Here is a 25950-nt window from a genome sequence, read left to right on the forward strand (position 1 = left end):
TATTGAAAGCAAATGTCTGATATTTCAACAAGGACTGTTACTAACGGTGAAGAAATGCGAAACCACGCCCGGGAAAAGGCGTTGACAATTCAACCAACCAAGGTTCGGAGCATCCGTGCGGAATGTCGAACAGACAATCCCGGAAGGTAGGCCCTACTGAGTGCACGCCCCATTGCGGGAAGGTGCAGCGGGTCTTGGTAATACATGTACAGAGTCCGGTACTCCGGCTGGAATCTAGACTTAAAGGAAGCGAGGGACCTGAATCCATAAACAGGTTCCAGCGCTTGCCCTACAACATCCAGTATTCCGGCGAGGCCTTTGGCCTGTTGTTCGATCTCACCCTTCTCGCGGGCCAAGGGAGAGCCGGACAGGGAGATCACCTCAACGGTTTCCCGAAGATGCAGAACGGCTGAGGCGATCAGGAATTCCATGACGCCCGGGAAGGCATCGCCACGGCGCCGCATGAAGTCCAACGTCCAGCTGACCACCGTTCCGTCATCGTAGACGGGCAGCCAACTCGTCACGCCGTACACAAGCCCAGCTTCATCCACTGCGACACAACAAAGGACGTCCTTGTCCTCGAGCTCGTCCAGGCCACCCAGCGTGAAGCCCATCTCCGGGACGCGCTTCTGCGCCGCCCACTCCTCTGAAACCTCGCCAATCCGGGCACGCAGTCCGTGCGGCAGTTCCGCATAACGGCCCCACACAGCTGTGATGCCCATCTTTGCGGCCCTGTTGAGGGACGTCCTGACGTTCTGCCACTCCTTGCCTCGGAACTCCAAGCCCCTGATCCGGAGCCGTGTTTCCTGTGCAACCGCCACCCGGCGGAATCCGCGGGTCTGGAGCATGGGCCACAGCTCATCAGTACAGGAATACAGGCACGGTACCAAGGCCCGGCCTGAGCAGTACTCAAGGAAACCGCTGGCCGTTGTGACGTGATGCTCGCCGGAACCAAACGGGCCTGCCATGGTCAGTGCCACGTTGCCGTGCTGTTGATAGGCCACTCCCCCGGTGCCGTCCGGGTTGAACCAGTACTTGTTGGGTTCCCAGAGAGCCATCCAGGACAGCGAATCCCCACCGGCCTTCACCAAGGTCCTGGCTCGTTCCCTGCCCTGCTGATCCAGGCCTCCGCTGTGGTGCCCGCGAATGAGCAGCACCCACACGCCTACCAATGCCACGAGCCAGAAGATTGTGCCTGAGTAGGAGAAAAGAAAGACTTCCACCGCGTCCCGTTCGGCGAAGACCTTCCTATACGCGCCGGGCAGCGGCACCGGGAGGTACTGCCTTGCGAGTTCAGCCGCCAGACCCAACAGGCCGCCGTCGCGGGTCATCCCGCCGGAAGCCAACCACACCAGCGTGTATGCGAGGCTGAGGGCCACCCCTGTCAGGCCGACCAACCAGAACACCCTGCGGCGCAAACGGGACGACGATTCCACGCGGAAATGCCCGCGGTACAAGAAGAGCAGCAATGCCAGGATCAGGGGAACCAAGACCAGTGGGATGAGGTGCACCACCGCAGTGTTCAACATGCCCACCTGTGGTCGACCCGGTGGCCTGGGCATTCCCGCGAACAAACTCAGGTAGACAGCAGAAAGCGCTACCACCACCAACTGCACCCCTATGGCAATGCCAAGGGCCAAGCGCCGGCCACGCCGCATTCCATCCGCGCAGATGAGGAGCAAGACCACGGGAACAATGGCCAGGGCCAAGCCGAAGGGGCCCGTATAGCCTTGTCGCCCGATCTCCAGGCACGCGACGTCGATGGTGCCGCCGCAGTTGCTTTCCAGCTGGCCCAGCGTAGGCATCGGATTCAGAATGACATCCCGTAGCAAAGCCAACGGTCCCGACGGGCTCTTCGCGGCCGCAGTCACGATCGGGCCCACTGCGAAGATCGCCATCGTCAGCGACAAAAGATTCCGGACTTCCCTGCCAGTGGACCGATGCAGGTGGAGATGACCTTGGCTGCTCTGGGTCCACCACCCTGCGGCCAAGCCAATCAGGGCACCAAGGAGCCCCACTACTGTCTCCGCATGACCGACGTACAACACCAAAAGCAGCGAAAGAGAGAGAACCACCGTACGCAGCCGTCTTTGCCACAATGTCGGAAGCAGGGCGCTGGCAGCCAAAGCGGTAGCCAGGATTGCTCCGTATGGCCCGATGAGCCTGGTATCGGCCATTCGTGACAGCCAACCGTCGTCTGCGTAGCGGGCTACCTGGGTGACCAGGAGGAATCCGGAAACGCAGGCAAACTGGCTTGCCAGGAACACCCCCATGGTTCGCAGGAACCCGAAGCGCCTCTCTGCCAGGCCCAGAAGGAAGAGGATCATCAAGACAGCGGTCACGTATGCCAGCGGATTGGTGGTAAAGAACAGCGAGGTCCAGATGGACCACCATTCCCCCGACCGCAACCCTTCCAAAGTCACACCGGCGACGGGCAGCCACGGCTGCGGCGGTCCAGTCAGGAAACTGCCCGACAGGACCGACATCAGCACGAAAGCAGACAGGACCAACAGGGTAAAGGGCGTGGCACGCAAATGCTTGCCCGCCTGCCCCAGAGCTGGCAGGACCATTCCTTTCAGGCCCAGGCTCACTGCGGTATCCCCCACCGGGCAGACAGAAAGTTCAGCGCCCCGGGCATTGCCCTGACCACGGCGTCCCAGGAATGTCCGGCGTGCTGTACAGAGTGTTCTTCCGTGGTGAAGCCAGCTTTGCGGGCAGCTTCGGCAAGTTCATGCATGTAGTCGGTAAATTCCTGGTCGGTGGCACCCGCTGCCAGGAACACCCCGTTACCCGCATAGTTGCGCTGCTGCATCAGGACCAGTGGGGTCCTGGACTCAAAAGCCTCCACATCGCCGTCGAACGAGTCCTGTACGGTCTTGTTGCGATCCTTGGCAAGGGCCGGCTCCCGCTCGGCGGAGAACGCAAGAATGGACGGGAAGACCTCGGGGTGCGCAGTTCCCATTTGCATGGCGCACGTACCACCGAAGGAGAATCCGCCCACCGCCCACTGCTGATGGTCAGTGGACACATCCAACGTAGAAGTGATCCACGTTGGGACATCCTGGGAAAGATACGTATCCGCCTGCGCAATCCGGCTGTCCATGCACATGGTGTTGGCGCTGCCGGAGCCATTCGGGTCCACAACAATGGTGACCGGGGCGATTCCGGAATGGGCTTCAGCGAACCTGTCCAGCTGCGACCTCAATTGACCACCGGTCAGCCAATCCGCGGGCCCACCAGGCTGGCCGGAAAAGAGAACGAGCACCGGCAGGCTCGGGCGGGGCACAGTCTGGTACGCAGGTGGAAAGTAGATGTAGGCTTCCCGTGCCGCAAAACCTGAGACAGTGCCGGGGATGTCGGCTTTCCGGAGAACGCCACCGCCGGGCATGGATGCGGGCGCTTTCCAGGCGGCAGGTGAAGGGCCGGGCTTACTGTCCGGAACGCGTTTCAGTCCCGCTTCCAAGGGCTGGATGCGGGCAACCGCAGTACCCAGCAAGTCAGCCACTGTGTTGTTCAAACCGAAGTAAAGGTTAACCTGCACCACGCTCAACAGCAGAACGCCCAGCATCGCCACAACACTGAGAAGGCGTCCCTTGGCGGAATTGCGCCGAAACCTCGACAGGCACAGCAGAATCGCCGCAACCGCAGGGACCGACCACGCCAGCGTTTCAAAGGGCAGGTTCTCCGAGAACGTCGCCATGAGATCGATCAGGATCCAGTGGACAAGGGCCACCACACCGACCGCCACGAGCAGGGAGGCGGCAACAACCACAGGCCACGTTCGTTCTCGTCGCCACAACAAGTAGGCGCCCCCCACCGCACCACAGGCGATGCTGAACCAGAGGAAAGGCCCATCTACAAGGCTGACGTCCAAAAGAAAGTCCATGGCGCCTAACGCCAGGTACCGACGCCGATGACCGGCCCGGCCTCCAGCCACGATGAAAGACCTGCATAAGCATCAAAATTCATGGCCAGCATGAACTTCTTGCCCTCGTACTGAAGTTCAACGACCACGACGCCGGGCTGAACCCTGACGAGTTCGTCTTCAGTTGGCTGGCGCCGGCCCAGCAATTCCAAGGAACTGCGGGTGAATCTGTGCTTTGGTATGACGCTCAGGGACATCAAACGGAACCACTCAAGTTCACTGTCCTGATAACGACAAACCCCCATCTGCCAGCTGTTTCCAGCCGTGCAAATGGAGGCGTCGACCGTGCCCAGGGCGCGCCGCAAATTGAAGCGGCGCACCCCGAAAAGGCACAGTGTAAAAATCAGCAACGTAAACGCCGTCGCCAAGGCGATGAACGGAATAAGGGAATCGTCCATCAAGGTATTGCTATCGGATCCCCGCTGTAGCCGCTTCGCCCAGTTGGGCGTTGTCAGCAACAATGACCACACGATCGTTGTCCACGGAGAAGAACCCGCCGTCAACCACTACCGCAATACGGTCACCGGAAACCGGCTGGATTGCCAGCTCGCCCTCGGCCAGGATGGCCAGGAGGGGCGAGTGGCCCGGCAGGATTCCGATTTCACCATCGCTGGTGCGGGCCTTGACCATCTTGGCCGCGCCGGACCACACAAAGTGGTCCGCTGCGACAATCTCAACCTCGAGCTCAGCCATACTACTTGGTCTGTTCCTGGATCTTTGCCCACTGACGCTCGACGTCATCCAGGCCACCGACGTTGAAGAACGCCTGCTCTGCAATGTGGTCCAGCTCGCCGTCGCAGATAGCGGTGAAGCCTTCAACGGTGTCCTTGATGGACACGGTGGAGCCTTCAACGCCGGTGAACTGCTTGGCGGTGTAAGTGTTCTGGGAAAGGAACTGCTGGATACGACGTGCACGGGATACGACGATCTTGTCTTCTTCAGACAGTTCGTCGACACCCAGGATGGCGATGATGTCCTGGAGTTCCTTGTTCTTCTGCAGGATCTGCTTGACACGGACAGCCGTGTTGTAGTGATCCTTGCCGATGTACTGGGGATCCAGAATACGGGAGGTGGACGTCAGCGGGTCAACGGCCGGGTACAGACCACGGGATGCGATTTCACGGGAAAGTTCCGTGGTCGCGTCGAGGTGTGCGAAGGTCGTGGCCGGAGCCGGGTCGGTGTAGTCATCAGCCGGCACGTAGATGGCCTGCATCGACGTGATGGAGTGACCCTTCGTGGAGGTGATGCGCTCCTGGAGCAGACCCATCTCGTCAGCAAGGTTCGGCTGGTAGCCCACAGCGGACGGCATACGGCCGAGCAGCGTGGAAACTTCCGAACCTGCCTGCGTGAAGCGGAAGATGTTGTCGATGAAGAGCAACACGTCCTGGTTCTGGACATCCCGGAAGTACTCCGCCATGGTCAGAGCGGACAGGGCCACGCGCAGACGCGTTCCCGGCGGCTCATCCATCTGGCCGAATACAAGGGCGGTGTCCTTGAGAACTCCGGCCTCTTCCATTTCAACCCAGAGGTCGTTACCTTCACGGGTACGCTCGCCAACACCGGCGAAGACGGAAGTACCACCGAAGTTGCGGGCAACACGGGTGATCATTTCCTGGATCAGAACGGTCTTGCCAACGCCGGCGCCGCCGAACAGGCCGATCTTTCCACCCTTGATGTACGGGGTGAGAAGGTCGATGACCTTGATGCCGGTCTCGAGCATCTCCGTGGAGCCCTCGAGGGAGGCGAAGGCCGGAGCCTTGCGGTGGATCGGCCAGTAGGCGTCAGCCTTGATCTCCGACTCAGCGACATCCAAGGGCTTGCCCAGGACGTTGAAGATGTGGCCCTTGACGCCGTCGCCAACAGGCACGGAGATCGGGGCACCGGAGTCCTGCACGGTGGTACCGCGGACCAAGCCGTCGGTAGCCTGCAGGGAGATGGCGCGAACGAGGTTGTCGCCCAGGTGCTGGGAGGTCTCGAACGTGATGGTCTTCGTCTGGCCGTTGAGAGTGATCTCAGTGGTCAGAGCGTTGTAAATCGAGGGGATTGCGTCAGCCGGGAATTCGACGTCGACAACCGGACCAATAACACGGGCAATGCGGCCGGTTGCACCGGCCGTTGCGGCTACGTGTTCGGTAGCAGTGGCAGTCATCTCTCTCACTTCACTCAGTAGATGGCGTGGGGTTAAGTTTATCTGTTTGGTGCAGGTGCGGCTTCGAGCCGAATCCGTTACAGGCTAAGACGCGAGGGCGTCTGCGCCGGCCACGATTTCGGAAAGTTCCTGCGTAATCTCGGCCTGGCGGGCCGTGTTGCGAAGGCGCGTGTACTTCTTGATCAGATCCGTGGCGTTGTCACCGGCCGACTTCATGGCACGCTGGCGGGCTGCGAGCTCGGAAGCAGCGGCCTGCAGCATTGCTGCGAAGATGCGGGACTCGATGTAACGCGGCAGCAGGGCGTCAAGGACCTGCTCGGTTTCCGGTTCAAATTCGTACAACGGCAGCAGCTCGGATTCCGAGGTTGCTTCCTCTTCGACGACCTCCAGCGGGAGAAGACGGATAACCGTCGGCTCCTGGGTCACCATGGACTTGAAACGGGTGTAGACGACATGGATCTCGTCCACGCCACCCTCTTCATAGTCCAGGGCGAAGTCTTCGAGAAGTGCAGCGCCGACTTCCTGCGCAGTTTCGAATTCCGGTGCATCCGTGCCGCCGGTCCATACGCGGGCGTAGGAACGGTTGCGGAAATCGAAGTACGCCTGTGCCTTGCGGCCAACCAGGTACGCCTTGACTTCCTTGCCTTCTGCGTGAAGAAGCTCGGTGAGACCTTCTGCCTGCTTGAGCACGCTCGCAGAGTAGGATCCTGCAAGGCCACGGTCCGAGGTGATAACCAGGACTGCGGCGCGGCGGATCTGCTCCGGCTCGGTGGTCAGCGGGTGATCGATTTCGCTCTGAGTTGCGACAGCAGAAACGGCGCGGGTAATCGCGTTCGCGTAAGGCAGTGAAGCTGCTACGCGGGCGCGGGCCTTACCGATGCGCGAGGTAGCGATCAGTTCCATCGCCTTGAAGATCTTGCGCATCGACGTCGTCGAGCTGATCTTCTGACGGTAGACCCGAATCTGGGCTCCCATACTTATCCTTTCCTAAGTTCTCGATGTACTGCCCTGCCGGGGCCCTCGCGGACCCCGGCAGAACAGATGATCGAAACTAGCGCTTCTGCTTGACGATCTTTTCCTGGTCGACGTCGCCGCCGGAAATCGCTGCGTGCTCCTCGTGTCCAGCGCCAACCAAGTGGTTGTCGCCTTCGCCGAAGAAGCCCTTCTTGAAGGCAACGATCGATTCCTTCAGCGCGGCAGCAGTGTCGTCATCCAGGACGTTGGTCTGAGCCAGCGTGGTGAGGATGGAGGACTTGTGCTTGAGGTGCTCCAGGAACTCGGACTCGAAGCGGTTGATGTCTTCAACCGGAACGTCGTCCAGGTAACCGTTGGTGCCGGCCCAGATGGAAACAACCTGGTCCTCGACCGGGAACGGCGAGTACTGGCCCTGCTTGAGCAGTTCCATCAGGCGTGCACCACGGGTCAGCTGCTGGCGGGAAGCCGCATCCAAGTCCGAGGCGAACATGGCGAATGCCTGCATGTCGCGGTACTGGGCCAGGTCCAGCTTCAAGGTACCGGAGACCTTCTTCATGGACTTGACCTGGGCTGCACCACCAACGCGGGACACAGACACACCAACGTCAACAGCAGGACGCTGGTTGGCGTTGAAGAGATCCGACTGCAGGAAGATCTGGCCATCGGTGATGGAGATCACGTTGGTCGGGATGTAGGCGGACACGTCGTTTGCCTTGGTCTCGACAATCGGCAGGCCGGTCATCGAGCCAGCGCCGAGCTCGTCAGAGAGCTTTGCACAACGCTCCAGCAGACGGGAGTGCAAGTAGAAGACGTCACCCGGGTAAGCTTCGCGTCCCGGCGGACGACGCAGCAGCAGGGATACGGCGCGGTAGGCTTCGGCCTGCTTGGACAGGTCATCGAAGATCACCAGGACGTGCTTGCCGCCGTACATCCAGTGCTGGCCAATGGCCGAGCCTGCGTACGGTGCCAAGTACTTGAAGCCTGCGGGGTCGGATGCCGGGGAGGCCACGATTGTGGTGTACTCCAGCGCGCCGTGGTCCTCGAGGGTCTGGCGGACTGCCGCGATGGTGGAAGCCTTCTGGCCAACACCAACGTAAACGCAACGAACCTGCTTGGTCACATCGCCCGAAGCCCAGTTGGCCTTCTGGTTGATGATGGTGTCCACAGCAATTGCGGTCTTGCCGGTCTGGCGGTCACCAATGATCAGCTGACGCTGGCCACGGCCGATCGGGATCATGGCGTCGATGGCCTTGAGACCGGTCTGCATCGGTTCGTGAACCGACTTGCGCTCGGTGACGCCCGGAGCCTGGAGTTCCAGTGCACGGGTGCCTTCGGCCTTGATCTCGCCAAGGTCATCGATCGGCTGGCCCAACGGGTCAACGACGCGACCCAGGAAGGCGTCGCCGACCGGAACGGACAGGATTTCACCGGTGCGGTGAACTTCCTGGCCTTCTTCGATACCGGTGAAGTCACCGAGGATAATGACACCGATCTCGCGGACGTCAAGGTTCTGGGCGAGGCCCAGCGTGCCATCTTCGAAGCGAAGCAGCTCGTTCGCCATGACCGAGGGAAGACCCTCAACACGGGCGATGCCGTCACTTGCGGTGGTCACACGACCAACCTCTACGCGCTCTGCGTTACCGGGTTCGTAGGACGCCGCGAACTCGTTCAACGCATTACGGACGTCGTCGGCGTTGATGGTCAATTCGGCCATCTGCAGTCCCTGCTCTCCTGTTTTCGTGATCATCGTTGCTCACGATGACCGGGTTTTATATCAGTTAAGTTGTGCTTTGTCTTCGCTAGCCAGCGAGCTGACGGCGGAGGTCGGTCAGGCGGGCGATGACCGAAGCGTCAAGCACTTCGTCGCCAACCTGGACCCGAATTCCACCGATCAGTGCGGGGTCAACATTGACGTTGACCTTCAGTTCGCGGCCGTACAGGGCATCCAGCCCGGCCTGCAGACGGCTGGCCTGCGTTTCCGTCAACGGACGGGTAACGCTGACAGTTGCAATCCAGCGCTGCTGGCGCTTGGCTGCAAGCTTGGCGAAGGAATCGACGAGCTTGCTCGGTTTGACACCGCGCGGCTGTGTGACTGCCTGGCCGATGAGAACCTTTGCTTCCTCGCTGCTGCCAGCAACAAGCTTCTCCACCAGGGCAACCTTGGCCGCACCGGATGCCTGCGGCTCAGACAAAGCACGTTGTACTTCGTGGCTGGAAGCGACGGTCTGGTTGAAGGCAAACAGATCGTTTTCCAGCTCTTCCAGCCCCGTGATACCGGAGGCAGAAACGGCCGACTTGTTTTCAGCTACGGCAATGACGACCGTGGCGGCAAGCGTCTCGAGTGCATCGCCGATATCGCGTGCCGATGCCCAGCGCGAGCTGGCCAATCCGCCTGCAATTTCAGCAGCATCAGCGGAGACTTTTCCGCCAACCAGCTGCTTGACCAGCGCCGACTTCTCGTCTCCGCTACGGGACGGGTCAGTCAGGGCGCGGCGCAAGCCAGCCGAGCTGTCCACCGTTCCCAGGATTCCGAAGAGGTCCTTAGCCAACTGCAGCGAGGCAAAGGGAAGCTTGGCTTCCAACTGCGCCAGCGCTGTGGTCAGCGATTCGCTCGATATACCTGCCATTACTTAGCTGCACCTGCGTTCTGGGTCTCCAGATCTGCCAGGAAGCGGTCCACAACACGTGCGGAACGCTCGTCGTCAGTGAGTGCTTCACCAACAATGCGGCCAGCCAGCGTAGTGGCCAAGGTGCCTACCTCGGAGCGGAGCGAGACAACAGCTGCCTGGCGCTCGGACTCAATGGCAGCGTGTGCCTGCTCGGTGATACGTGCAGACTCGGCAGCGGCTTTGGCCTTCAGATCGGCGAGGATCTGAGCGCCTTCGGCGCGTGCTTCCTCACGGATACGGTTGGCTTCGGCACGGGCATCGGTGAGCTGCTGCTTGTACTCTTCGAGAGCTGCAGAAGCTTCAGCCTGGGCCTGTTCTGCCTTTGCGATGCCACCTTCAATCGCTTCGGCGCGCTCTGCGAAGGTCTTCTCGAACATCGGGACAATGAACTTGACCACGATGTACAGGAGGACAGCAAAGCCGACGAGGACGACGCCCATTTCCCAAACATTGGGAACGAGAGGGTTGGCGCCTTCGCCTTCAGTGGCGGCTGAGATGATCAGCTGATTCATATTTCACCCGTCCTATCTACTCGGTTGCGGAATTCGCTTTGTTCTGAAGCCGAAGACTAAAGAACGAAAGCGAAGACGAGGCCGAGGATGGCGAGAGCTTCGGTCAGTGCCAGACCAAGGAATGCGATCGGCTGCAGCACGCGCTGAGCTTCCGGCTGACGAGCAACACCGTTGATGTAAGCCGCGAATACGAGACCCACACCGATACCACCGCCGATTGCGGACAGACCGTAACCTACGAGGTTGAGATTGCCTTCCATTTTTTTCCTTTCAAGATGCCACCCATGTGGCAGGTTGTTTGGTTTACTTCAATCCCCTCAAGGGGAAGTTTTGGGAGCCTAGTGGCTGTCGGCGTGCAGGGCGCCTTCGATGTAGATCGCGGTCAGCAAGGTGAACACGTAAGCCTGCAGTGCCATGATCAGGGCCTCGAGCATGTACATGGCGATTGCGCCTACAAGAACGAGGACCGAGGTGCCCTTCAAGAGGACGTTCTCCTGCATGACCAAGTACTCGATGCCGGAACCGGCGAGCATCACGATCAAGTGACCGGCCAGCATGGTTGCGAACAGACGGAGGCTGTGCGTCACCGGGCGGACCAGGAAGTTGGAAATGATTTCGATCGGTACAACGATCGGGAGGATGTACCACGGCACGCCCGAGGGAACGGTTGCAAGCTTGAAGTACTTCAGGCCGTTCTTCTTGATGCCGATGGCAATCCAGGTGAAGTACACGATGCCGGCCAGTACATAAGCGCCGCCAACGTGCGAGAAGCTCGGGAGCTGAATGACCGGAATTGCACCGTAGATGTTGTTCACGAGAATGAAGAAGAACAAACTGAACAGCAGCGGGACGTACTTGATGAAGTCCTTGCCGCCGATGATGTCCTTGGCGATGCTGTTCCGGACGAAGCCGTAGGCCATCTCGCCTGCGAACTGCAGCTTGCCGGGAACCAGCTGCTGCTTACGTGCTGCGAGGATGAAGAATATAGCGATAATGACGACCGAAAGGATTACCAGCAGCATCTGCTTGGAGAATCCGTCGTGCGCACCCCAAGGCAGGATTGCCGGCAGGTGCATTTCGTCGATTCCGGGTGGGGTGAAGGACCCCGAATCCTGGGCGGGGAGCGCAAGCGCGATCAACGCGTTTCCTCTCTGCTGTGTCCATCATTGGGCATTGGGCGGAATGTGGACACGTTGGACGCATCCGTATTCCATGTGAAATTATTTGGCATTACTGTCCCCGTCCTTGGACGGACCGCTGTCTGCGTTGCTCTCGCCAGAAGAGGAGCTTTGCCTGGTGAGGCCGTGCATATGGGAAAGATAGAACCCCCCTGTGGCTCCCAGCAGAGCGCCGAGGAGCACAATCCAGCGGGTCCCCCACAGATTATCCAGACCCCAGCCTATCAAACTCCAGACAATGATCCCGCCAACGATGTAGCTGAAGACGGCGATGCCGGCGTTGTATCCGCCGTCACTTCCGGCGTCAGCGGAATCGTCGGCGCCATGACCTTGTGAAGCGGTCCGGGACTGGTGGGAATTTCGCTTACGCAGAGACATCAGGGCCGCCCAACTCATCCGAAGGGTCGTTGTAGATCTGCAGGCGCGCCTTGCTGAAACCGTAGATTTCCGCGGCCTGCCAGAGCACTACCGCAACTACTGCGCCGATCAGGAACCAGCGTCCGTTAAGCCATTCGGGGGTACCGATGACGAACAGGATTACTGCGAAGCCCACGACCTTGACGAAGTACGTGGCCACGAAAAGCCCGATTGCGCCGGAGGGATTGTTGCGGCCGACAAAGTGGCCTATCAAAAGGCTGATCGCGAAGAACAGCATGACGAGTGCTCCACCGAAAACTGCCGAGAGCGCACCCAGGCCGCCGTTCATGAAGGCTGCAACGACGCCCGTGATGGCAAGACCAGCCAACGCAGCGGCGGAGCTCAAGAAGAGCAATCGGAGCCACAAGGAAGATGTCTCTCCCGAAACTCCAACAGCACGCTTGCCGGACGGACGTCCGGAATCGGCGTTGGATGTCATGGGGATACCAATCCTCGTGGCACAGGTGCCATATTCTCAAAGTGGGGTTACGGGCGAGTGACTGTCCGCAGTAAGAATTCTACATGAGATAGAACTGTGACGATAACCGGGCGTCATCAGTTACTCCCCCGGACGCGTCGCATTCCGGGTGAAGTACGGCCATGCCGTCACCGCTGCCATGACGATAGCTGCTGCCACGATTACTGTGAGCACGATTTGCCATGGGAAGACCGCGAAGGCGACGCCGCCGAAGGCCAGGATGCAGGTCCAAACGTAGAGCATGACGACGGCGGTGCGGTGCGAGTACCCAAGGTCCACCAGCTTGTGGTGGAGGTGCCCCCGGTCCGCCGACCAGGGCGACTGTCCCCGCGCGGTCCGCCGGATCACCGCCATGCCAAAGTCCAGCAAAGGGAGGGACAGTACGGCGAAGGGCAACAGAATCGGGACAACCGTGGGAATACCGTTTGCGCGGTCGTAGAGCCCGGAACTGATTTGCCCTGTGGCCACCACGCCGGCGGAAGCCATGAGCAGCCCGATGAGCATCGCGCCCGAGTCACCCATGAAGATTTTTGCGGGGAACCAGTTGTGTGGCAGGAATCCGATGCAGCTGCCAACCAGTATCGCCATCAGGAGGGTGGCGAGGTCCGAGTTGTCGGTGGAGGGGTTGTTGCGGTGAACCCAATAGGCAGTGAGGAAGAAGGCACCTCCGCCGATGATGGCCACGCCTGCCGCCAAACCGTCGAGGCCGTCAATGAAGTTGACTGCGTTCATTGTGGTGACGATCAGTCCGGCTGTCAGGACGATCTGGACGATCTCGGAGTCGATGAAGATCGGCTCCGGAATGAACGGCACCACGGTCATCCGGACTCCCCAGATGGCCACGATGAAGGCGGCCGCGGCCTGCCCCAACAGCTTGATCCACCAGCGGATATCCAGGATGTCGTCAGCGACTCCCACGGCGACGATCACCACGGCACCGGCCAGGATTCCCCACGGTGCGTCGTTATGCCTGAAGATGTCCTTCACGAAGAAGGAATTGCTTGCCACCACAAGGGCCACGAAGAAACCGGCAAAAATGCCCAGCCCGCCGAGCTTGGAAATCAGTGCCGAGTGCATGTCACGGCTCCGGATGGGACGGTACAGCCGCAGCTTGTTTCCGACGACGCGGGCACCCCACGTTCCCGCGTAGGCCACCACGGCTGCCGTGAGGGCCATCAGCAGATACATTGTCATGACGCGGCTCCGGGAAGCAGACCGCCGAATGGGTTAGAAGCCTGGGCCTGCGAACGCAGCCGGTGCGCCGCTTGCATGCCATTGGTTTGTGGGCAGCTCAAGGTGTGGAATTCTGTCTGTCGATAAATGGAACTACTCCGTCGCCATGCCTGCACCGGCTGTGCCGAATGTTGCGGGATTTCTGTGGACTCTAGTCACGATACTAATGCCAACGGCCGTGACCACTCCGTGACGCAGCCGCAACGCTCCAGCCTGTTCGGCTGTGGCCAAGCTGCGCTGCTGCTACTTGACCGGCTCCTGGACATTACGCAGTGCGTAGATGCCTTCAAGCACCTGCACATTGCTGCGTGGTGCCCTGAAGCTGTGGCGCAGGCCTTTGAAGAGCCCGGACAACAGCACCTTCCTGTTGGTTGAGGAGGCGATGGTGCGGGTCCAGTTTCGCACTGATGCGCCGGTGAAGAGAACTTTCTCCCACGGGGCGAGGGCGTTCGAGCGCGTATAGACCCACAGCTTGTTCCGGACTTCGTAGTAGAAGCGCGGCCCTGGGTCGGCGCCTGCATCGCCAAACACTTTGGTGTGGTGGTTTGCTACCGAAGCGTTGGTGGCAAGGGCCGTTCCGCGGCGCGAGATCCTGGCAGTGTACTCAAGGTCGTCGTTCCAGATGAAGTAGTCGGCGATGGGCAGGCCATGGCGACGGATTTCTTCTGCGCGGATGAGCACCGAAACGAAGGACGCACTGCGGATCTGCACGGCGCCGACGCGCGAGGCAACACTGCGCGCCGATTCACTGGCGCGCATTCTGGGCCTCATGCGGTTCATTGGATGGTCGCGGCCGTCCGTCCACACGACACGGCTTGCGATGAACGCCGGGGCCTCCCCTGTTTCCATCGTGTAGGCCTCCGAAGCGTCCAACGCTTCGCGGAGCGCGTTCTGCTGTGGTTCGGTGTCGTCATCCATGATCCACACGTGATCGGCGCCGTGGTCCAGGACAGCCCGTTCCATGCCGACGACGAATCCCCCTGCGCCGCCCACGTTCGCGTTCAGGGTGACGACGTCAGTGGTGGTTGGTCCTTGGTAGGTACGCAGGAATTCCGCGGTACCGTCCGTCGAGGCATTGTCCACCACGACGACGGCGTCCGGCACCTGGGAGCCGGACGCGATGCCTGCCAGGGTGGTTTGGAGGAGCTCGCGCCGGTTATAGGTCACCACAACTGCGACCACAACGGGTTGGGACGTCATTTACTTGCCTTTGGTCTTGGTCGGTTGGAGACGGAGCCGGATCAGCAGCCCGGCGAGCTTCCATGGTTCTACGAAAACCCTGTAGGCAACGCGGCCCGGGTGGAGGATCAGTCGCCAAGCCCATTCAAGGCCCAGCCGTCCGAGCCATCTCGGTGCAACTTTCTGCACTCCGGCAAGTTGTTCAATGGCACCGCCCACCGCGCAGTACAGCGCAGGTGGCATATCGGCGAGCCTGCGGTGCAGGACACTTTCCTGAAGCGGCATCCCGAGTCCAAGGAGAACCAACTGGGGCCGGAAATCACTCAGCCAGTCCACCACTGCGGATTCCAAAGCATCGCCCCACGCTTCGCCCGGCATACCGTCCACGGTTGCTCCAGGAATGATGGAGCGCAGCCGGGCGACAGCCTTGGTGTTGGCTTCACGGCCGGCACCAATCACTGCCACCCTTTCCAATCCCGTCACCCTTCCCAGTTCCGGTATCCAGTCCATGGAGCCCAGGCGGTAGGCCATGGTTCCTTCGCCCAGCGGCTGGAGCTGCCGTTTGTGGGCGAGTCCCCACAGCATGGCTACCGGAGCTCCGTCGAGGAGGATGATGGACGCCTCCTGGTAGAGCGAACGGACATCGGAACGCGAATGGAACAGGGTGATGCTGTGAAGGTTGTGTCCAAGGACGGTGCCGGTGGTCCCGGCGGCTACGAGGCCGCCCATGGCTTCGACGAGCTCATTGACGCGCAGCGGAGTGGCGTCGACGTCAAGGACGGGGACGCTCTGGCGTTCAGGGATCATTCGGTCTTGGCTTCGCTGGGGGCTTCGGAAGCAGCGGCTTCGCTGGGGGCGTCGGGAACAACCGCGTCGGGAGCTGCGGATTCGGTGGAGGCCTCGGGCACGCCGGTCTCTTGTGCCGTCTCCTCGACGGCGGAACCCTCCGCTTGGTCCGCGGGTGCAACTTCTGCGGGGGTCACTTCCGGGGCCGGCTCCGCTTCCGCTGGGATGGTCTCTCCAATGCCGAGCATCGAAGGAACGATCTCGCGGAGGCGCTCCAGTTCGATGGCCCCTTGGCGAACCACACGGAAGGGAGTGGAGGTTGCGTCGACGATCGTGGAAGGCTGGGCGGCGGTGCCCTTGACCGGCCGGAAGCCGCCTTCAAGATAAACCTCAACGGATTCGGCAAGTTGCAGGCGCGCTTCAGAAGCAGTCTGTGCTGCTTCCTGACCCGTGCGGTTGGCCGATGAAACGGCCAGGGGGCCGGTCATGCCCAGGAGATCCAACGCAATGTGGTCATCCGGCATCCGCAGGGCAACGGTGCCCTTCGTTTCGCCCAGGTCCCAGTCCAGGGAAGGCTGGGCGTGCAGGATCAGCGTCAAACCTCCCGGCCAAAATGCCTGGGCGAGGGCCCTGGCATCGGCAGGTACGTCGGTGGCCAGCCCGTCAAGAGCGTTGATCCGTGGAATCAATACAGGCGGCGGCATCTGCCGGCTGCGGCCCTTGGATGCCAGCAACATGGTCACGGCCAGGGGAGAAAAGGCATCCGCGGCTATGCCGTATACGGTGTCCGTCGGCATCACGATGCACTTCTTCTCGCTGATGGCACGCTGGGCGTGCTGAAGTCCTTCGGCCCGCTGGTCATCGGAAGTGCAGTTGTAGGTTGTGGTCACAGCGCTATTCTTTCACTCATCAGGAACGGTGATCGCCAGCACCGCGCTGGTGGCACGTTCCTTGCCGTTCAGGTCAAAGTGTGTGGTGACGTTGTTCCAACGTCCTGTGCGTTGCAGCATTTTGGCGATCCACGCTGCCTGGACTTCCGCGTGTTCCATCACGAAGTAGCCGCCAGGTTTCAGGAGGCGTGCCGCGGAGGCCGCTGCCGCCGTCGGAAGTTCCATGCCGTCCGCTCCCCCACCGTACAGTGCTTCCGGCGGATCGTGGAGGGCAACTTCGGGTTCGGTTGGGATCGCTTCGGCCGGGATGTAGGGCGGGTTGGAAACGACGACGTCGAAGGTTCCGTTGTGCTCGGGCAGGGCATCCCGCAGGTCGCCCTGGATAAGGACGACTCCCAGCGGCTCCAGGTTCTTAGCCGCCCACGCATGCGCGAACATACTGAACTCCACTGCGTGGACCTCGGCACCTGGTACCTCATGGGCAATGGAGCCTGCGATGGCCCCGGAACCGGTCCCCAGATCGACAACCTTCGGGTTGCGCATTCCGGCCACGTGGTCGATGACCAGTTGGACCACCGATTCGGTTTCCGGCCTGGGAATGAAGACTCCAGGGCCCACGCGCAACTCAAGGTGGCGGAAATATGCGACGCCGGTAATGTGCTGCAGGGGGACGCGTCCGGCACGCTCGGCCACCAACTCGCCATATCCTTCCGGCGCTGGAGAATCGCCGAGGAGCATGGCACGGAGGCGACCGAGGCCGACTCCCATCAGGTGGTCGGCGAGCAATTCCGCGTCCACCCGCGGGGTGGGTACACCGGCGGCGGATAAGACGGCAGTAGCCTCGCGAACTGCGTCCGCGAGGCTCTGGCCTTGGTGAAACATCATTGATGTACTCTGCAGGGTTGGTATCGGCCGGCTGCTACTCGCCGATCGCATCCAAACGGGCTTGCTCGTCCGCTTCGATAGCCGACTGGATCACTGGTTCAAGGTCACCGTTCATCACAGCATCCAGGTTGTACGCCTTGTAACCGGTGCGGTGGTCCGCAATACGGTTTTCGGGGAAGTTGTAGGTGCGGATGCGCTCGGAACGGTCCATGGTTCGGATCTGGGACTTGCGCTGTTCGGAGTTGGCGGCATCGATCTGTTCCTGCTGGTGCGCCAAGAGGCGGGCACGGAGAACGCGCATGCCTGCTTCACGGTTCTGAAGCTGGGACTTTTCGTTCTGCATGGCCACCACGATGCCCGTTGGCAAGTGGGTGATACGGACGGCGGAGTCGGTGGTGTTCACGGACTGGCCACCGGGACCGGAGGAACGGTAGACGTCGATCTTGAGGTCGTTCTGGTTGATCTCAAGTTCTTCGGGCTCGTCGACTTCCGGGAGCACCAGGACGCCGGCAGCGGACGTGTGGATGCGGCCCTGGGATTCGGTCACAGGAACGCGCTGCACACGGTGCACGCCGCCTTCGAACTTCAGCCGGGCAAAAACGCCCTGCGCAGGGTCATTCGAGTTGCCCTTGATGGCCACCGAAACATCCTTGTAGCCTCCGAGGTCGGACTCGGTGGCGGAAATCATCTCGGTCTTCCAACCACGGGATTCGGCATAGCGCATGTACATCCGCAGAAGGTCGCCGGCGAACAAAGCAGCTTCGTCGCCGCCTTCGCCACCCTTCACTTCAAGGATCACATTGCGTGCGTCGTCAGGATCACGGGGAATCAGCAGACGGCGCAGCCTCTCCTCCGCCGCAGGAATCTGCTCCTGCAGCACTTCCACCTCAGCGGCAAACTCCGGATCCTCGTCAGCCATTTCCTTGGCTGCTTCAAGGTCGTCGTTGAGCCCGCGCCACTTGTTGTACGCCTCCACAATGCCCTGGAGCTGAGCAGAGCGCCGCCCCAGCTTCCTGGCAGCAGACTGGTCGGCATAAACAGCAGGATCGCTCAACTGTGCCTGGATAGCAGCATGCTCATCAAGCAATCCCTGTACGGACTCAAACATTTTCAAACCTCTTTCGACTCGCAGACAAGTCTAGTTGCGACGATTGGTGTCTTAACGACCAACCGCTCAAATAAGCCGGCCAGCGATGGTGACGGCAACGCCCAAGGTGACCTGACCGCCGTCGAGTAATTTTGCCGGCCCGGGAGTGGCATCGGGCCTGTCGTAGCGTTGCTGCTGACGTACGCAGTACGTCAGCAGCAACGCGAAGGGGCGGGGCCGGCAAAATTACTCGACGGCCCCACCCCAGATAACGCTACTTGTCGTTGTCCGACTTCGCTCCGAGCGTCGTCTTCTGTACCTGCATGAGGAACTCGACGTTGCTCTGTGTCTCCCGGATCTTGTTGGTCAGCAGCTCAAGGCTCTGCTGCTGCTCCAGGCCGGAAAGGACGCGGCGCAGCTTCCACATGATCTTGACTTCTTCAGGCGAGAGCAGGTTTTCTTCACGGCGTGTACCGGATGCGTTGACATCCACGGCCGGGAAGATGCGCTTGTCCGCCAGCTGGCGGGACAGGCGGAGCTCCATGTTGCCGGTGCCCTTGAACTCTTCGAAGATGACCTCGTCCATCTTGGAACCGGTCTCGACGAGGGCCGTTGCCAGGATGGTGAGCGAGCCACCGTTTTCGATGTTGCGGGCTGCACCAAAGAAGCGCTTGGGCGGGTACAGCGCTGCGGAGTCCACGCCACCGGACAGGATGCGGCCGGAGGCCGGTGCTGCCAGGTTGTAGGCGCGGCCCAGACGTGTCATGGAGTCCAGGAGCACTACCACGTCCATGCCCATCTCCACGAGACGCTTGGCGCGTTCGATGGAGAGTTCGGCCACGGTGGTGTGGTCATCAGCAGGCCGGTCGAAGGTGGAGGCAATGACCTCGCCCTTGACGGTGCGCTGCATGTCCGTGACTTCTTCCGGACGTTCGTCAACCAGCACCATCATGAGGTGGACCTCAGGGTTGTTGGTGGTGATTGCGTTCGCGATGGACTGCAGGATGAGCGTCTTGCCTGCCTTCGGCGGGGAGACGATCAGACCACGCTGACCCTTGCCGATCGGGGCTACGAGGTCGATGACTCGCGGTCCGATCTTCTTGGGATCGGTCTCGAGGCGCAGGCGCTCGGACGGGTACAGCGGCACGAGCTTGGCGAACTCGACACGGTCCTTGAGCTCGTCCGGCGTCTTGCCGTTGACAGAGGTAACGCGAACCAGCGCGTTGAACTTCTGGCGTGCGGACTGCTGGCTGCGGTCTTCGCCTTCGCGAGGTGCACGGATGGCGCCCACGACGGCGTCGCCCTTGCGCAGGTTGTACTTCTTGACCTGTGCCAAGGAGACGTAGACGTCGTTTGCGCCCGGGAGGTATCCGGACGTACGGATGAACGCGTAGTTCTCCAGAACGTCCAGGATGCCCGCTACGGGAAGCAGGACGTCGTCTTCAGTGACCTCGACGTCGTCAACGTCCGGTCCCTGGGCGCGGCCACGACGACGTTCGTTACGGTCGCGGAAGCGGTCGCTTCGGGTGTTTCCATCACGGCTGTCCTGACCTCCCCGACGATCGCTCCGGTCATTCTGCTCGTTGCGGTCGCGACGGTTCCGGCGGTTACGGCGATTGCCGGTGTCATCGGCGTCGTTGGTGTCTTCGCGGCGGCCGCGGGTGTTGTCACGGCTTCCGCGCTGCGACTGGTCACCGGAGTCGGCCTGCTCGCGCTGTTCAGTGCGGTCAGTACGGTCAGTACGCTGCTCGCGCTGTTCCGTACGGTCAGCACGGTCAGTACGCTGCTCACGCTGTTCCGTACGGTCAGTCCGCTGCTCACGCTGTTCCGTACGCTCGGCTGCCGGTGCCTCTGCTGCTTCAGCGGGGGCTGCGGCAGCTTCGCCGCGGCGGCGGTTCCGGGTGCGCGGCTGGCGGCGTTCGGTTCCGGCCTCGCCGGCTTCCGGTGCCGTTGGAGCTTCAACCACGGGTGCAGCTGCTGTTTCGGCAGGTGCGGCGGCGGTCTCTGCAGCTGCCACCACGCCGTCACTGGTTGCACGACGGCTGCGGCCGCGTCCCCGTCCGCGGGGCGCTTCCTGGGCAGGAGCCTCGACAGCAGCCTCAGCGGGCACGCTGCTCTCAGCGGCCTTGGCCTCCTTCGCGGGGGCCTCCTTGGCTGCGGCTCCCTTTGCCGCGGCAGTGGCCTTGGCGGGAGCCTTTGTGGTGGAGGTGCCGGCGCGATGGGCGGAAATGGCCGTAACCAAGTCCCCCTTGCGCATACGGGATCCCCCGGAGATGCCCAACTGGCTCGCCAGAGCCTGCAATTGGGCGAGCTTAAGGCCTGCAAGGCCGCTGCTCTTGGTGGTTGCTACCGTTGACGACTCAGCAGCAGAAGATGTTGTGTCCACAGCTGAAGCCAGCTCAGTGGTTTCTGTCACGAAGGATCCTTCCCCCTCGACGGCGTCCAGAGCGAGAGCTGGACGCGATGATTTGTTCTGGGCTGCAGTTCAGATCTGCAGCCGGTGATTGGGCCGTGCCTGATGGATTGTGGCCAACAGGGCCGGATACTGATCGTCTTCACTGGATCCAGTTGCCCGGACAGCCGACTGAAAATTCAGGGAACAGAGAGAGTTCTGCGGCACCTGAGACAGGCCGGAAGGAGACGGCACCGCTAAACGTTGACACAGTTGACGAAAGGTACGGCGTAACCACCGAGAACCAAAATCAGGGAACTGCCCGCGGTTTTACCGCCGGTGCACTTCCACTCTAGCACCTTCAACGTCCACAGCCAGCGTCATCACACGCCAACCGATGTCCGGTGTGTTGGCCCCCGTGAAAGCTTCAATGAAATCGGCAACCGTAGCTGCTTCCGCCTGGCCATTGGCCAGCACCAGCACTGTGGGACCGGCGCCCGAAACAACGGCGGCGTGCCCCGAAGCGCGGAGGGCCGAAATGAGCTCAGCGCTGGGCCGCATGGCCTGGGCGCGGTAACTCTGGTGAAGGTAGTCCTCTGTGCCCGGCAGCAGGAAGCCAGGCTGCGTGGTGAGTGCGTGGATCAGGAGGGCTGCACGTCCGGAGTTCATGGCCGCCGCATGATGGCCAACCGACGCCGGCAAAAGTCCGCGTGCCGTTTCCGTGGACAATTCGTAGTCAGGCACCGCCACGACGGGAATGACTGACTCAGCGACGTCAGCCCGGGTGCTGCTGTACTGCTCGCTGTCCTGCCATGACAGCGCCAGTCCGCCGAAAATCGCGGGTGCGACGTTGTCCGGGTGACCTTCGATCTCACTGGTCAGCTGGAGGATCCAGTCGCGGCCCTGCTGGGCGGCTTCTGGAACCATGGAATTCGCTGCAGTCACCGCAGCAACAACGGCGGAGGCCGACGAGCCCAGGCCTCGGCCATGCGGGTTGACGTTGTCCGCGGTGATCCTCAGGCCTTCCCGACGGAAGCCCAAACGGTCCAAGGCCAGATCGATAGCCCGGACCACCAAGTGGCTGGCGTCGCGTGGGAGGCTCTCCGCGCCCTCACCGGAGAGCTCGAACTCGAGCTCCCCGGTGCTGAGTGTTTCCACCGTCAAGGTGTCGTAGATGGACAGGGCCAGGCCGAGGCTGTCATACCCGGGGCCCAGATTGGCACTCGTACCGGGGACCTTGACGGTCAGCCGCTGGCCGGCCGCGACGAGTGCGCGATCGGTCGCGGTGGGCTGCGTTGATTCCACTCTTACTTTTCTTCCAGTCCCAGTTCTGCGGCCACGGTGACGACGTCGTTCGACACCTTGACGGGCTGGACATCGCTGCCGTCCTCGGTGCGGAGGGCCCACTGGGGGTCCTTGAGTCCGTGGCCGGTGACTGTGATGACAATGGTCTTGCCGGACGGAACCTCGCCAGCAGCGTGCTTTTTGATCAGACCTGCGACGCCGGCAGCTGAGCCGGGCTCCACGAAGACGCCTTCCTTGGCGGACAACCAGCGGTGGGCTGCCAGGATTTCGTCGTCGGTAACGGCTTCGATCAGGCCGCCGGACTCGTCGCGGGCTGCCACGGCAGTGTCCCAGGACGCCGGGTTGCCGATGCGGATGGCCGTGGCGATGGTGTCAGGCTCGGTAATGGGGTGCCCGGCGACGAACGGTGCGGCACCAGCGGCCTGGAAGCCCCACATGATGGGGTTTTTCGTGGAGACAGCCGCAAGGGTTCCGTTAGCGGTCTCGAAAGGCGCGGAGTACTCCTTGTAGCCCTTCCAGTAAGCGCTGATGTTGCCGGCATTGCCGACGGGCAGCACATGGATGTCCGGGGCGTCGCCCAGCGAGTCCACAATCTCGAAGGCACCGGTCTTCTGGCCCTGGATTCGGGCAGGGTTGACGGAATTCACCAGGAACACGGGGTAGGACTCCCCGAGCTTGCGGGCAATGTCGAGGCAGTTGTCGAAGTTGCCGTCCACCTGCAGCAAAGTGGCCCCGTGCGCGATGGCCTGGCTCAGTTTGCCCATGGAGATCTTGCCTTCGGGTACCAGCACTGCGCACTTGAGCCCTGCGGCCGTTGCGTAGGCAGCAGCCGAGGCCGACGTGTTGCCAGTTGAGGCGCACACCACGGCCTTTGCGCCGGCTTCGACGGCAGCAGTCATGGCCATGGTCATGCCACGGTCCTTGAAGGAACCCGTGGGGTTCATGCCTTCGACCTTGAGGTAAACCTCTGAGCCGGTCAGCTCTGAGAGCTTCTGTGCGTGCACCAGCGGTGTGCCGCCCTCGCCGAGGGTGATGACCTTGGTGGCTTCCGTTACGGGCAAACGATCAGCGTATTCACGGATTACTCCGCGCCATTGGTGAGCCACTTAGACTCCTTCTACCCGCAGTACGGATGTTACAGAATTGATGACGTCCAAGCCCTTCACGGCCTCGACGGTTGCTGCAAGTGCAGCTTCGGATGCACGGTGCGTCACGATTTTCAGCTCGGCCGACTCAACGTTGGAGGCAGAGTCACGGTGGATCGTCTGGCGCATGATCTCAATGGAGACGCCGTTCTCGGCGAAGATATGTGCGATGCGTGCGAGCACACCTGCCTGGTCAGCGACGTCCAAGCCGATGTAATAGCTCGTGTTCGAGGCATCGATCGACAACGCCGGAACATGGCCGGTGGTGGTTTCCGTGCGGCCGGGGCCGCCCAGGACCAATCGCCGGGCAGCCGAGACGAGGTCGCCAAGCACTGCGGAGGCGGTGGGGGTTCCACCTGCTCCTTGGCCGTAGAACATCAGTTCACCGGCGTTTTCAGCTTCGACGAACACGGCATTGAACGCACCGCGGACGGCAGCCAGCGGGTGTTCGCGCGGCAGGAGCGTCGGGTGGACGCGTACCGAAATGCCGCTGCCGTTGTCCGAGGAATCAATCTTCTCGGCGATCGCGAGCAGCTTGATGACGAAGCCCGCTTCCTTGGCCGAGGCGATGTCAGCTGCACTGACCTTGGTGATGCCTTCGCAGTAGACATCGTCCAAGGAGAAGCGCGTGTGGAAGGACAGGGACGCAAGGATCGCGGCCTTCGCGGCGGCGTCGTGACCCTCGACATCGGCAGTGGGGTCTGCTTCGGCATAGCCCAGGCGCTGTGCTTCGGCGAGGGCGTCAGCGAACTGGGCGCCGGTGCTGTCCATCTGGTCAAGGATGAAGTTGGTGGTGCCGTTGACGATGCCCAGGACGCGCCTGATGCTGTCACCGGAGAGGCTGTCGCGGATGGGGCGCAGAATGGGGATTGCGCCTGCGACCGCAGCTTCGTAGGAGAGCTGCACGCCGGCCTTGTCCGCCTCTTCGTAGAGGGTGGGGCCGTCCTGTGCGAGCAAGGCCTTGTTGCCGGTGACGACGCTGGCGCCGTTTTGGATTGCGGTCAGGATCAACGAACGGGCAGGCTCGATACCGCCCATGAGTTCGATGACCAGGTCCGCGTCCTTGACGAGGGTATCGGCATCGGTGGTGAAAAGTTCGCGCGGAAGTTCAACATCGCGTGGGGAGTCGATGTTGCGCACGGCAATGCCGGACAGTTCCAGACGGGCGCCGCTACGGGCAGCGAGGGCGTCGGCGTCGTCAACAAGGATCCGCGCGACCTGGGCCCCAACATTGCCACAGCCCAGCAGGGCCACCTTCAGGGTTCGCACTTCAGACATTCGCCACTCCCATGTCGCGGTTCAAGAGATCTTCTTCGGTTTCCCCGCGGACAATCAGTCTGGCGGCTCCGTCGCGCACGGCGACAACGCCAGGCCGGGCCAGGTAGTTGTAGTTGCTGGAAAGGGCCCAGCAGTAGGCGCCGGTACCCGGTACTGCGAGCAAATCACCGGCTGCCACGTCCGCGGGCAGATATACATCTCTAACAACTATGTCGCCGCTCTCGCAATGTTTGCCCACTACGCGGGACAGCTGCGGAGCTGCTTCAGAGTCCCGGGACGCCAAAATTGCCGAATAATCCGCGTCGTAAAGCACCGGACGGGCGTTGTCGCTCATTCCGCCATCCACCGACACATAGCGGCGTGGATACGTAACGTTCTCTTGCCCTGTTAGGGCAGCGGGGGCGTCCACGCGAACTGTTTTCAGCGTACCGACTTCATACAGCGTGAAAGTGGTACTGCCAACGATCGCGCGTCCGGGCTCAATGGAGATCCGCGGAGACGCAATGGCCAGTTCGGCGCATTTGGCCCGCACGACTGCGGCCATCGCCTGCGCGATCTCGGCTGCGGGGCGGGGAGTGTCCACCGGGGTGTAGGCGATCCCGTAGCCGCCGCCCAGGTCCAGCTCCGGCAGGACAATGGAGTACTTGGCCTGCATGGCAGCCAGGAAACCGAGGAGCTTTTCCGCGGCCACCGCGAAGCCGTCCGGCTCGAAGATCTGGGAGCCAATGTGGCAGTGCAGGCCCAGCAGTTCAATGCTCGGATAGGACGTAGCCGCGGCAACGGCTTCCTCGGCTGCCGACAGGCCCGCTTCTTCGGTGGAGTCCTCCGCCATGGAGAGGCCGAATTTCTGGTCCTCGTGGGCGGTGGCGATGAACTCATGCGTGTGGGCATGCACGCCAGGTGTCAGGCGGAGCATGACTTTGGCCGTTTCGCCCCGGCTGGAAGCAATCTTGGCGACGCGCTCAAGTTCGTCGAGGCTGTCCACCACGATCCTGCCAAGCGACATGTCCAAGGCACGGTTGATCTCGGCGTCCGATTTGTTGTTCCCGTGCAATCCAAGGTTTGCCCCGTCAATTCCGGCGCGGGCAGCCACGGCGAGCTCGCCACCGGAACAGGTATCGAGTCGAAGGCCTTCTTCCGCCACCCAGCTGGCCACAGCCGTACAGAGGAAGGACTTTCCGGCGTAGTAGACGTCCACTCCCCCGCAAATGTCCGCAAAGGCAGCGTCGAAGGCGTCCTTGAAGGCGCGGGCACGCGAGCGGAAGTCCGATTCGCTCATGACGAAGAGCGGGGTGCCGAACTGCTCCTTGAGCTCACTGACGGACAGGCCGTCGATGGTGACCTCGCCGGCGTCGTTCTTCTCAACTCCCGCCGCCCACATCGGCGACTGAAGGGCGTTGAGGTCTTCCGGGACAGCCAACCACTCCGGGGCGAGCGGCGAAGCGTGTACAGCGTCTGTTGTCATTG

Annotated in this window: 24 protein-coding genes; all 24 read right to left on the minus strand. The window is 61.7% G+C overall.

The genetic code is table 11. The annotated features are described in order from the left end of the window. Window positions 1-89 precede the first annotated feature (89 nt). Window positions 90-2606 carry a bifunctional lysylphosphatidylglycerol flippase/synthetase MprF gene (locus ACFRJ9_RS20150; protein ID WP_377671647.1) on the minus strand — a complete coding sequence of 839 codons (2517 nt, stop codon included), beginning with the start codon at window positions 2604-2606 and terminating at the stop codon, window positions 90-92. After that, complete coding sequence (locus tag ACFRJ9_RS20155) at window positions 2588-3886, minus strand: alpha/beta hydrolase (RefSeq protein ID WP_377671650.1); 1299 nt, start codon at window positions 3884-3886, stop codon at window positions 2588-2590. Before ACFRJ9_RS20155 ends, ACFRJ9_RS20150 begins: the two co-directional genes overlap by 19 nt. Before the next feature lie 5 nt (window positions 3887-3891). Further along, entirely contained in the window at window positions 3892-4323 is a 432-nt protein-coding gene (locus tag ACFRJ9_RS20160) for a DUF2550 domain-containing protein (protein WP_377671652.1), read from the minus strand. A gap of 10 nt (window positions 4324-4333) precedes the next feature. Then, complete coding sequence (locus tag ACFRJ9_RS20165) at window positions 4334-4618, minus strand: F0F1 ATP synthase subunit epsilon (RefSeq protein ID WP_216923952.1); 285 nt, start codon at window positions 4616-4618, stop codon at window positions 4334-4336. 1 nt (window position 4619) lies between these two features. Next, window positions 4620-6074, minus strand: coding sequence for a F0F1 ATP synthase subunit beta (gene atpD, locus ACFRJ9_RS20170; protein ID WP_377671655.1), 1455 nt, complete (start codon window positions 6072-6074; stop codon window positions 4620-4622). An 84-nt stretch (window positions 6075-6158) separates the two neighbouring features. Beyond that, window positions 6159-7049 (minus strand): F0F1 ATP synthase subunit gamma, encoded by an 891-nt coding sequence (locus ACFRJ9_RS20175; RefSeq protein WP_377671658.1) that lies wholly within the window; start codon window positions 7047-7049, stop codon window positions 6159-6161. Window positions 7050-7125: 76 nt separating this feature from the next. Then, complete coding sequence (gene atpA, locus ACFRJ9_RS20180; RefSeq protein ID WP_377671780.1) at window positions 7126-8763, minus strand: F0F1 ATP synthase subunit alpha; 1638 nt, start codon at window positions 8761-8763, stop codon at window positions 7126-7128. Between the two features lie 85 nt (window positions 8764-8848). Beyond that, window positions 8849-9676 carry a F0F1 ATP synthase subunit delta gene (locus ACFRJ9_RS20185; protein ID WP_377671661.1) on the minus strand — a complete coding sequence of 276 codons (828 nt, stop codon included), beginning with the start codon at window positions 9674-9676 and terminating at the stop codon, window positions 8849-8851. Beyond that, the gene (locus ACFRJ9_RS20190; protein ID WP_377671664.1) at window positions 9676-10230 is read right to left on the minus strand and encodes a F0F1 ATP synthase subunit B; all 555 of its coding nucleotides are present in this window, start codon (window positions 10228-10230) and stop codon (window positions 9676-9678) included. The genes ACFRJ9_RS20185 and ACFRJ9_RS20190 overlap by 1 nt, the downstream gene beginning before the upstream one ends. 56 nt (window positions 10231-10286) lie before the next feature. Further along, entirely contained in the window at window positions 10287-10490 is a 204-nt protein-coding gene (gene atpE / locus ACFRJ9_RS20195; RefSeq protein WP_009356484.1) for an ATP synthase F0 subunit C, read from the minus strand. A gap of 78 nt (window positions 10491-10568) precedes the next feature. Then, on the minus strand, window positions 10569-11369 hold the full coding sequence (gene atpB, locus ACFRJ9_RS20200; protein WP_377671666.1) for a F0F1 ATP synthase subunit A: 801 nt from the start codon (window positions 11367-11369) through the stop codon (window positions 10569-10571). Between the two features lie 81 nt (window positions 11370-11450). Then, window positions 11451-11786, minus strand: coding sequence for a hypothetical protein (locus ACFRJ9_RS20205; RefSeq protein WP_377671669.1), 336 nt, complete (start codon window positions 11784-11786; stop codon window positions 11451-11453). Continuing rightward, entirely contained in the window at window positions 11773-12264 is a 492-nt protein-coding gene (locus ACFRJ9_RS20210; protein WP_377671671.1) for a hypothetical protein, read from the minus strand. Before ACFRJ9_RS20210 ends, ACFRJ9_RS20205 begins: the two co-directional genes overlap by 14 nt. A gap of 120 nt (window positions 12265-12384) precedes the next feature. Further along, window positions 12385-13497 (minus strand): MraY family glycosyltransferase, encoded by a 1113-nt coding sequence (locus ACFRJ9_RS20215; protein WP_377671674.1) that lies wholly within the window; start codon window positions 13495-13497, stop codon window positions 12385-12387. Window positions 13498-13779: 282 nt separating this feature from the next. Beyond that, window positions 13780-14736, minus strand: coding sequence for a glycosyltransferase (locus tag ACFRJ9_RS20220; protein WP_377671677.1), 957 nt, complete (start codon window positions 14734-14736; stop codon window positions 13780-13782). After that, a complete protein-coding gene (locus ACFRJ9_RS20225) occupies window positions 14737-15522 on the minus strand; it encodes a WecB/TagA/CpsF family glycosyltransferase (RefSeq protein WP_377671680.1) in 786 nt (261 codons plus the stop codon). After that, a complete protein-coding gene (locus tag ACFRJ9_RS20230) occupies window positions 15519-16391 on the minus strand; it encodes an L-threonylcarbamoyladenylate synthase (RefSeq protein WP_377671683.1) in 873 nt (290 codons plus the stop codon). The genes ACFRJ9_RS20225 and ACFRJ9_RS20230 overlap by 4 nt, the downstream gene beginning before the upstream one ends. A gap of 12 nt (window positions 16392-16403) precedes the next feature. Continuing rightward, entirely contained in the window at window positions 16404-17276 is an 873-nt protein-coding gene (gene prmC / locus ACFRJ9_RS20235; RefSeq protein WP_377671686.1) for a peptide chain release factor N(5)-glutamine methyltransferase, read from the minus strand. 34 nt (window positions 17277-17310) lie between these two features. Beyond that, window positions 17311-18384 (minus strand): peptide chain release factor 1, encoded by a 1074-nt coding sequence (gene prfA, locus ACFRJ9_RS20240; protein WP_377671689.1) that lies wholly within the window; start codon window positions 18382-18384, stop codon window positions 17311-17313. Between the two features lie 253 nt (window positions 18385-18637). Next, window positions 18638-20779, minus strand: a complete 2142-nt coding sequence (rho, locus tag ACFRJ9_RS20245) for a transcription termination factor Rho (RefSeq protein WP_377671692.1) — start codon at window positions 20777-20779, stop codon at window positions 18638-18640. Window positions 20780-21085: 306 nt separating this feature from the next. Next, window positions 21086-22060 carry a homoserine kinase gene (thrB, locus tag ACFRJ9_RS20250; RefSeq protein WP_377671695.1) on the minus strand — a complete coding sequence of 325 codons (975 nt, stop codon included), beginning with the start codon at window positions 22058-22060 and terminating at the stop codon, window positions 21086-21088. Window positions 22061-22062: 2 nt separating this feature from the next. After that, window positions 22063-23166, minus strand: coding sequence for a threonine synthase (thrC, locus tag ACFRJ9_RS20255; protein ID WP_377671698.1), 1104 nt, complete (start codon window positions 23164-23166; stop codon window positions 22063-22065). Next, complete coding sequence (locus ACFRJ9_RS20260; RefSeq protein ID WP_377671701.1) at window positions 23167-24483, minus strand: homoserine dehydrogenase; 1317 nt, start codon at window positions 24481-24483, stop codon at window positions 23167-23169. Next, the gene (gene lysA / locus ACFRJ9_RS20265; RefSeq protein ID WP_377671704.1) at window positions 24476-25948 is read right to left on the minus strand and encodes a diaminopimelate decarboxylase; all 1473 of its coding nucleotides are present in this window, start codon (window positions 25946-25948) and stop codon (window positions 24476-24478) included. Before lysA ends, ACFRJ9_RS20260 begins: the two co-directional genes overlap by 8 nt. Between the last annotated feature and the right edge of the window lie 2 nt (window positions 25949-25950).

This window comes from Paenarthrobacter sp. NPDC056912 (genome assembly GCF_042786555.1).
Taxonomy (GTDB): domain Bacteria; phylum Actinomycetota; class Actinomycetes; order Actinomycetales; family Micrococcaceae; genus Arthrobacter.

Coding starts and splice junctions, on each gene's coding strand:
- ACFRJ9_RS20155 (WP_377671650.1), bottom strand. CDS start 3,886: ATGGACTTTCTTTTGGACGTCAGCCTTGTAGATGGGCCTTTCCTCTGG.
- ACFRJ9_RS20160 (WP_377671652.1), bottom strand. CDS start 4,323: ATGGACGATTCCCTTATTCCGTTCATCGCCTTGGCGACGGCGTTTACG.
- ACFRJ9_RS20165 (WP_216923952.1), bottom strand. CDS start 4,618: ATGGCTGAGCTCGAGGTTGAGATTGTCGCAGCGGACCACTTTGTGTGG.
- atpD (WP_377671655.1), bottom strand. CDS start 6,074: ATGACTGCCACTGCTACCGAACACGTAGCCGCAACGGCCGGTGCAACC.
- ACFRJ9_RS20175 (WP_377671658.1), bottom strand. CDS start 7,049: ATGGGAGCCCAGATTCGGGTCTACCGTCAGAAGATCAGCTCGACGACG.
- atpA (WP_377671780.1), bottom strand. CDS start 8,763: ATGGCCGAATTGACCATCAACGCCGACGACGTCCGTAATGCGTTGAAC.
- ACFRJ9_RS20185 (WP_377671661.1), bottom strand. CDS start 9,676: ATGGCAGGTATATCGAGCGAATCGCTGACCACAGCGCTGGCGCAGTTG.
- ACFRJ9_RS20190 (WP_377671664.1), bottom strand. CDS start 10,230: ATGAATCAGCTGATCATCTCAGCCGCCACTGAAGGCGAAGGCGCCAAC.
- atpE (WP_009356484.1), bottom strand. CDS start 10,490: ATGGAAGGCAATCTCAACCTCGTAGGTTACGGTCTGTCCGCAATCGGC.
- ACFRJ9_RS20205 (WP_377671669.1), bottom strand. CDS start 11,786: ATGTCTCTGCGTAAGCGAAATTCCCACCAGTCCCGGACCGCTTCACAA.
- ACFRJ9_RS20210 (WP_377671671.1), bottom strand. CDS start 12,264: ATGACATCCAACGCCGATTCCGGACGTCCGTCCGGCAAGCGTGCTGTT.
- ACFRJ9_RS20215 (WP_377671674.1), bottom strand. CDS start 13,497: ATGACAATGTATCTGCTGATGGCCCTCACGGCAGCCGTGGTGGCCTAC.
- ACFRJ9_RS20220 (WP_377671677.1), bottom strand. CDS start 14,736: ATGACGTCCCAACCCGTTGTGGTCGCAGTTGTGGTGACCTATAACCGG.
- ACFRJ9_RS20225 (WP_377671680.1), bottom strand. CDS start 15,522: ATGATCCCTGAACGCCAGAGCGTCCCCGTCCTTGACGTCGACGCCACT.
- prmC (WP_377671686.1), bottom strand. CDS start 17,276: ATGATGTTTCACCAAGGCCAGAGCCTCGCGGACGCAGTTCGCGAGGCT.
- prfA (WP_377671689.1), bottom strand. CDS start 18,384: ATGTTTGAGTCCGTACAGGGATTGCTTGATGAGCATGCTGCTATCCAG.
- ACFRJ9_RS20260 (WP_377671701.1), bottom strand. CDS start 24,483: ATGTCTGAAGTGCGAACCCTGAAGGTGGCCCTGCTGGGCTGTGGCAAT.
- lysA (WP_377671704.1), bottom strand. CDS start 25,948: ATGACAACAGACGCTGTACACGCTTCGCCGCTCGCCCCGGAGTGGTTG.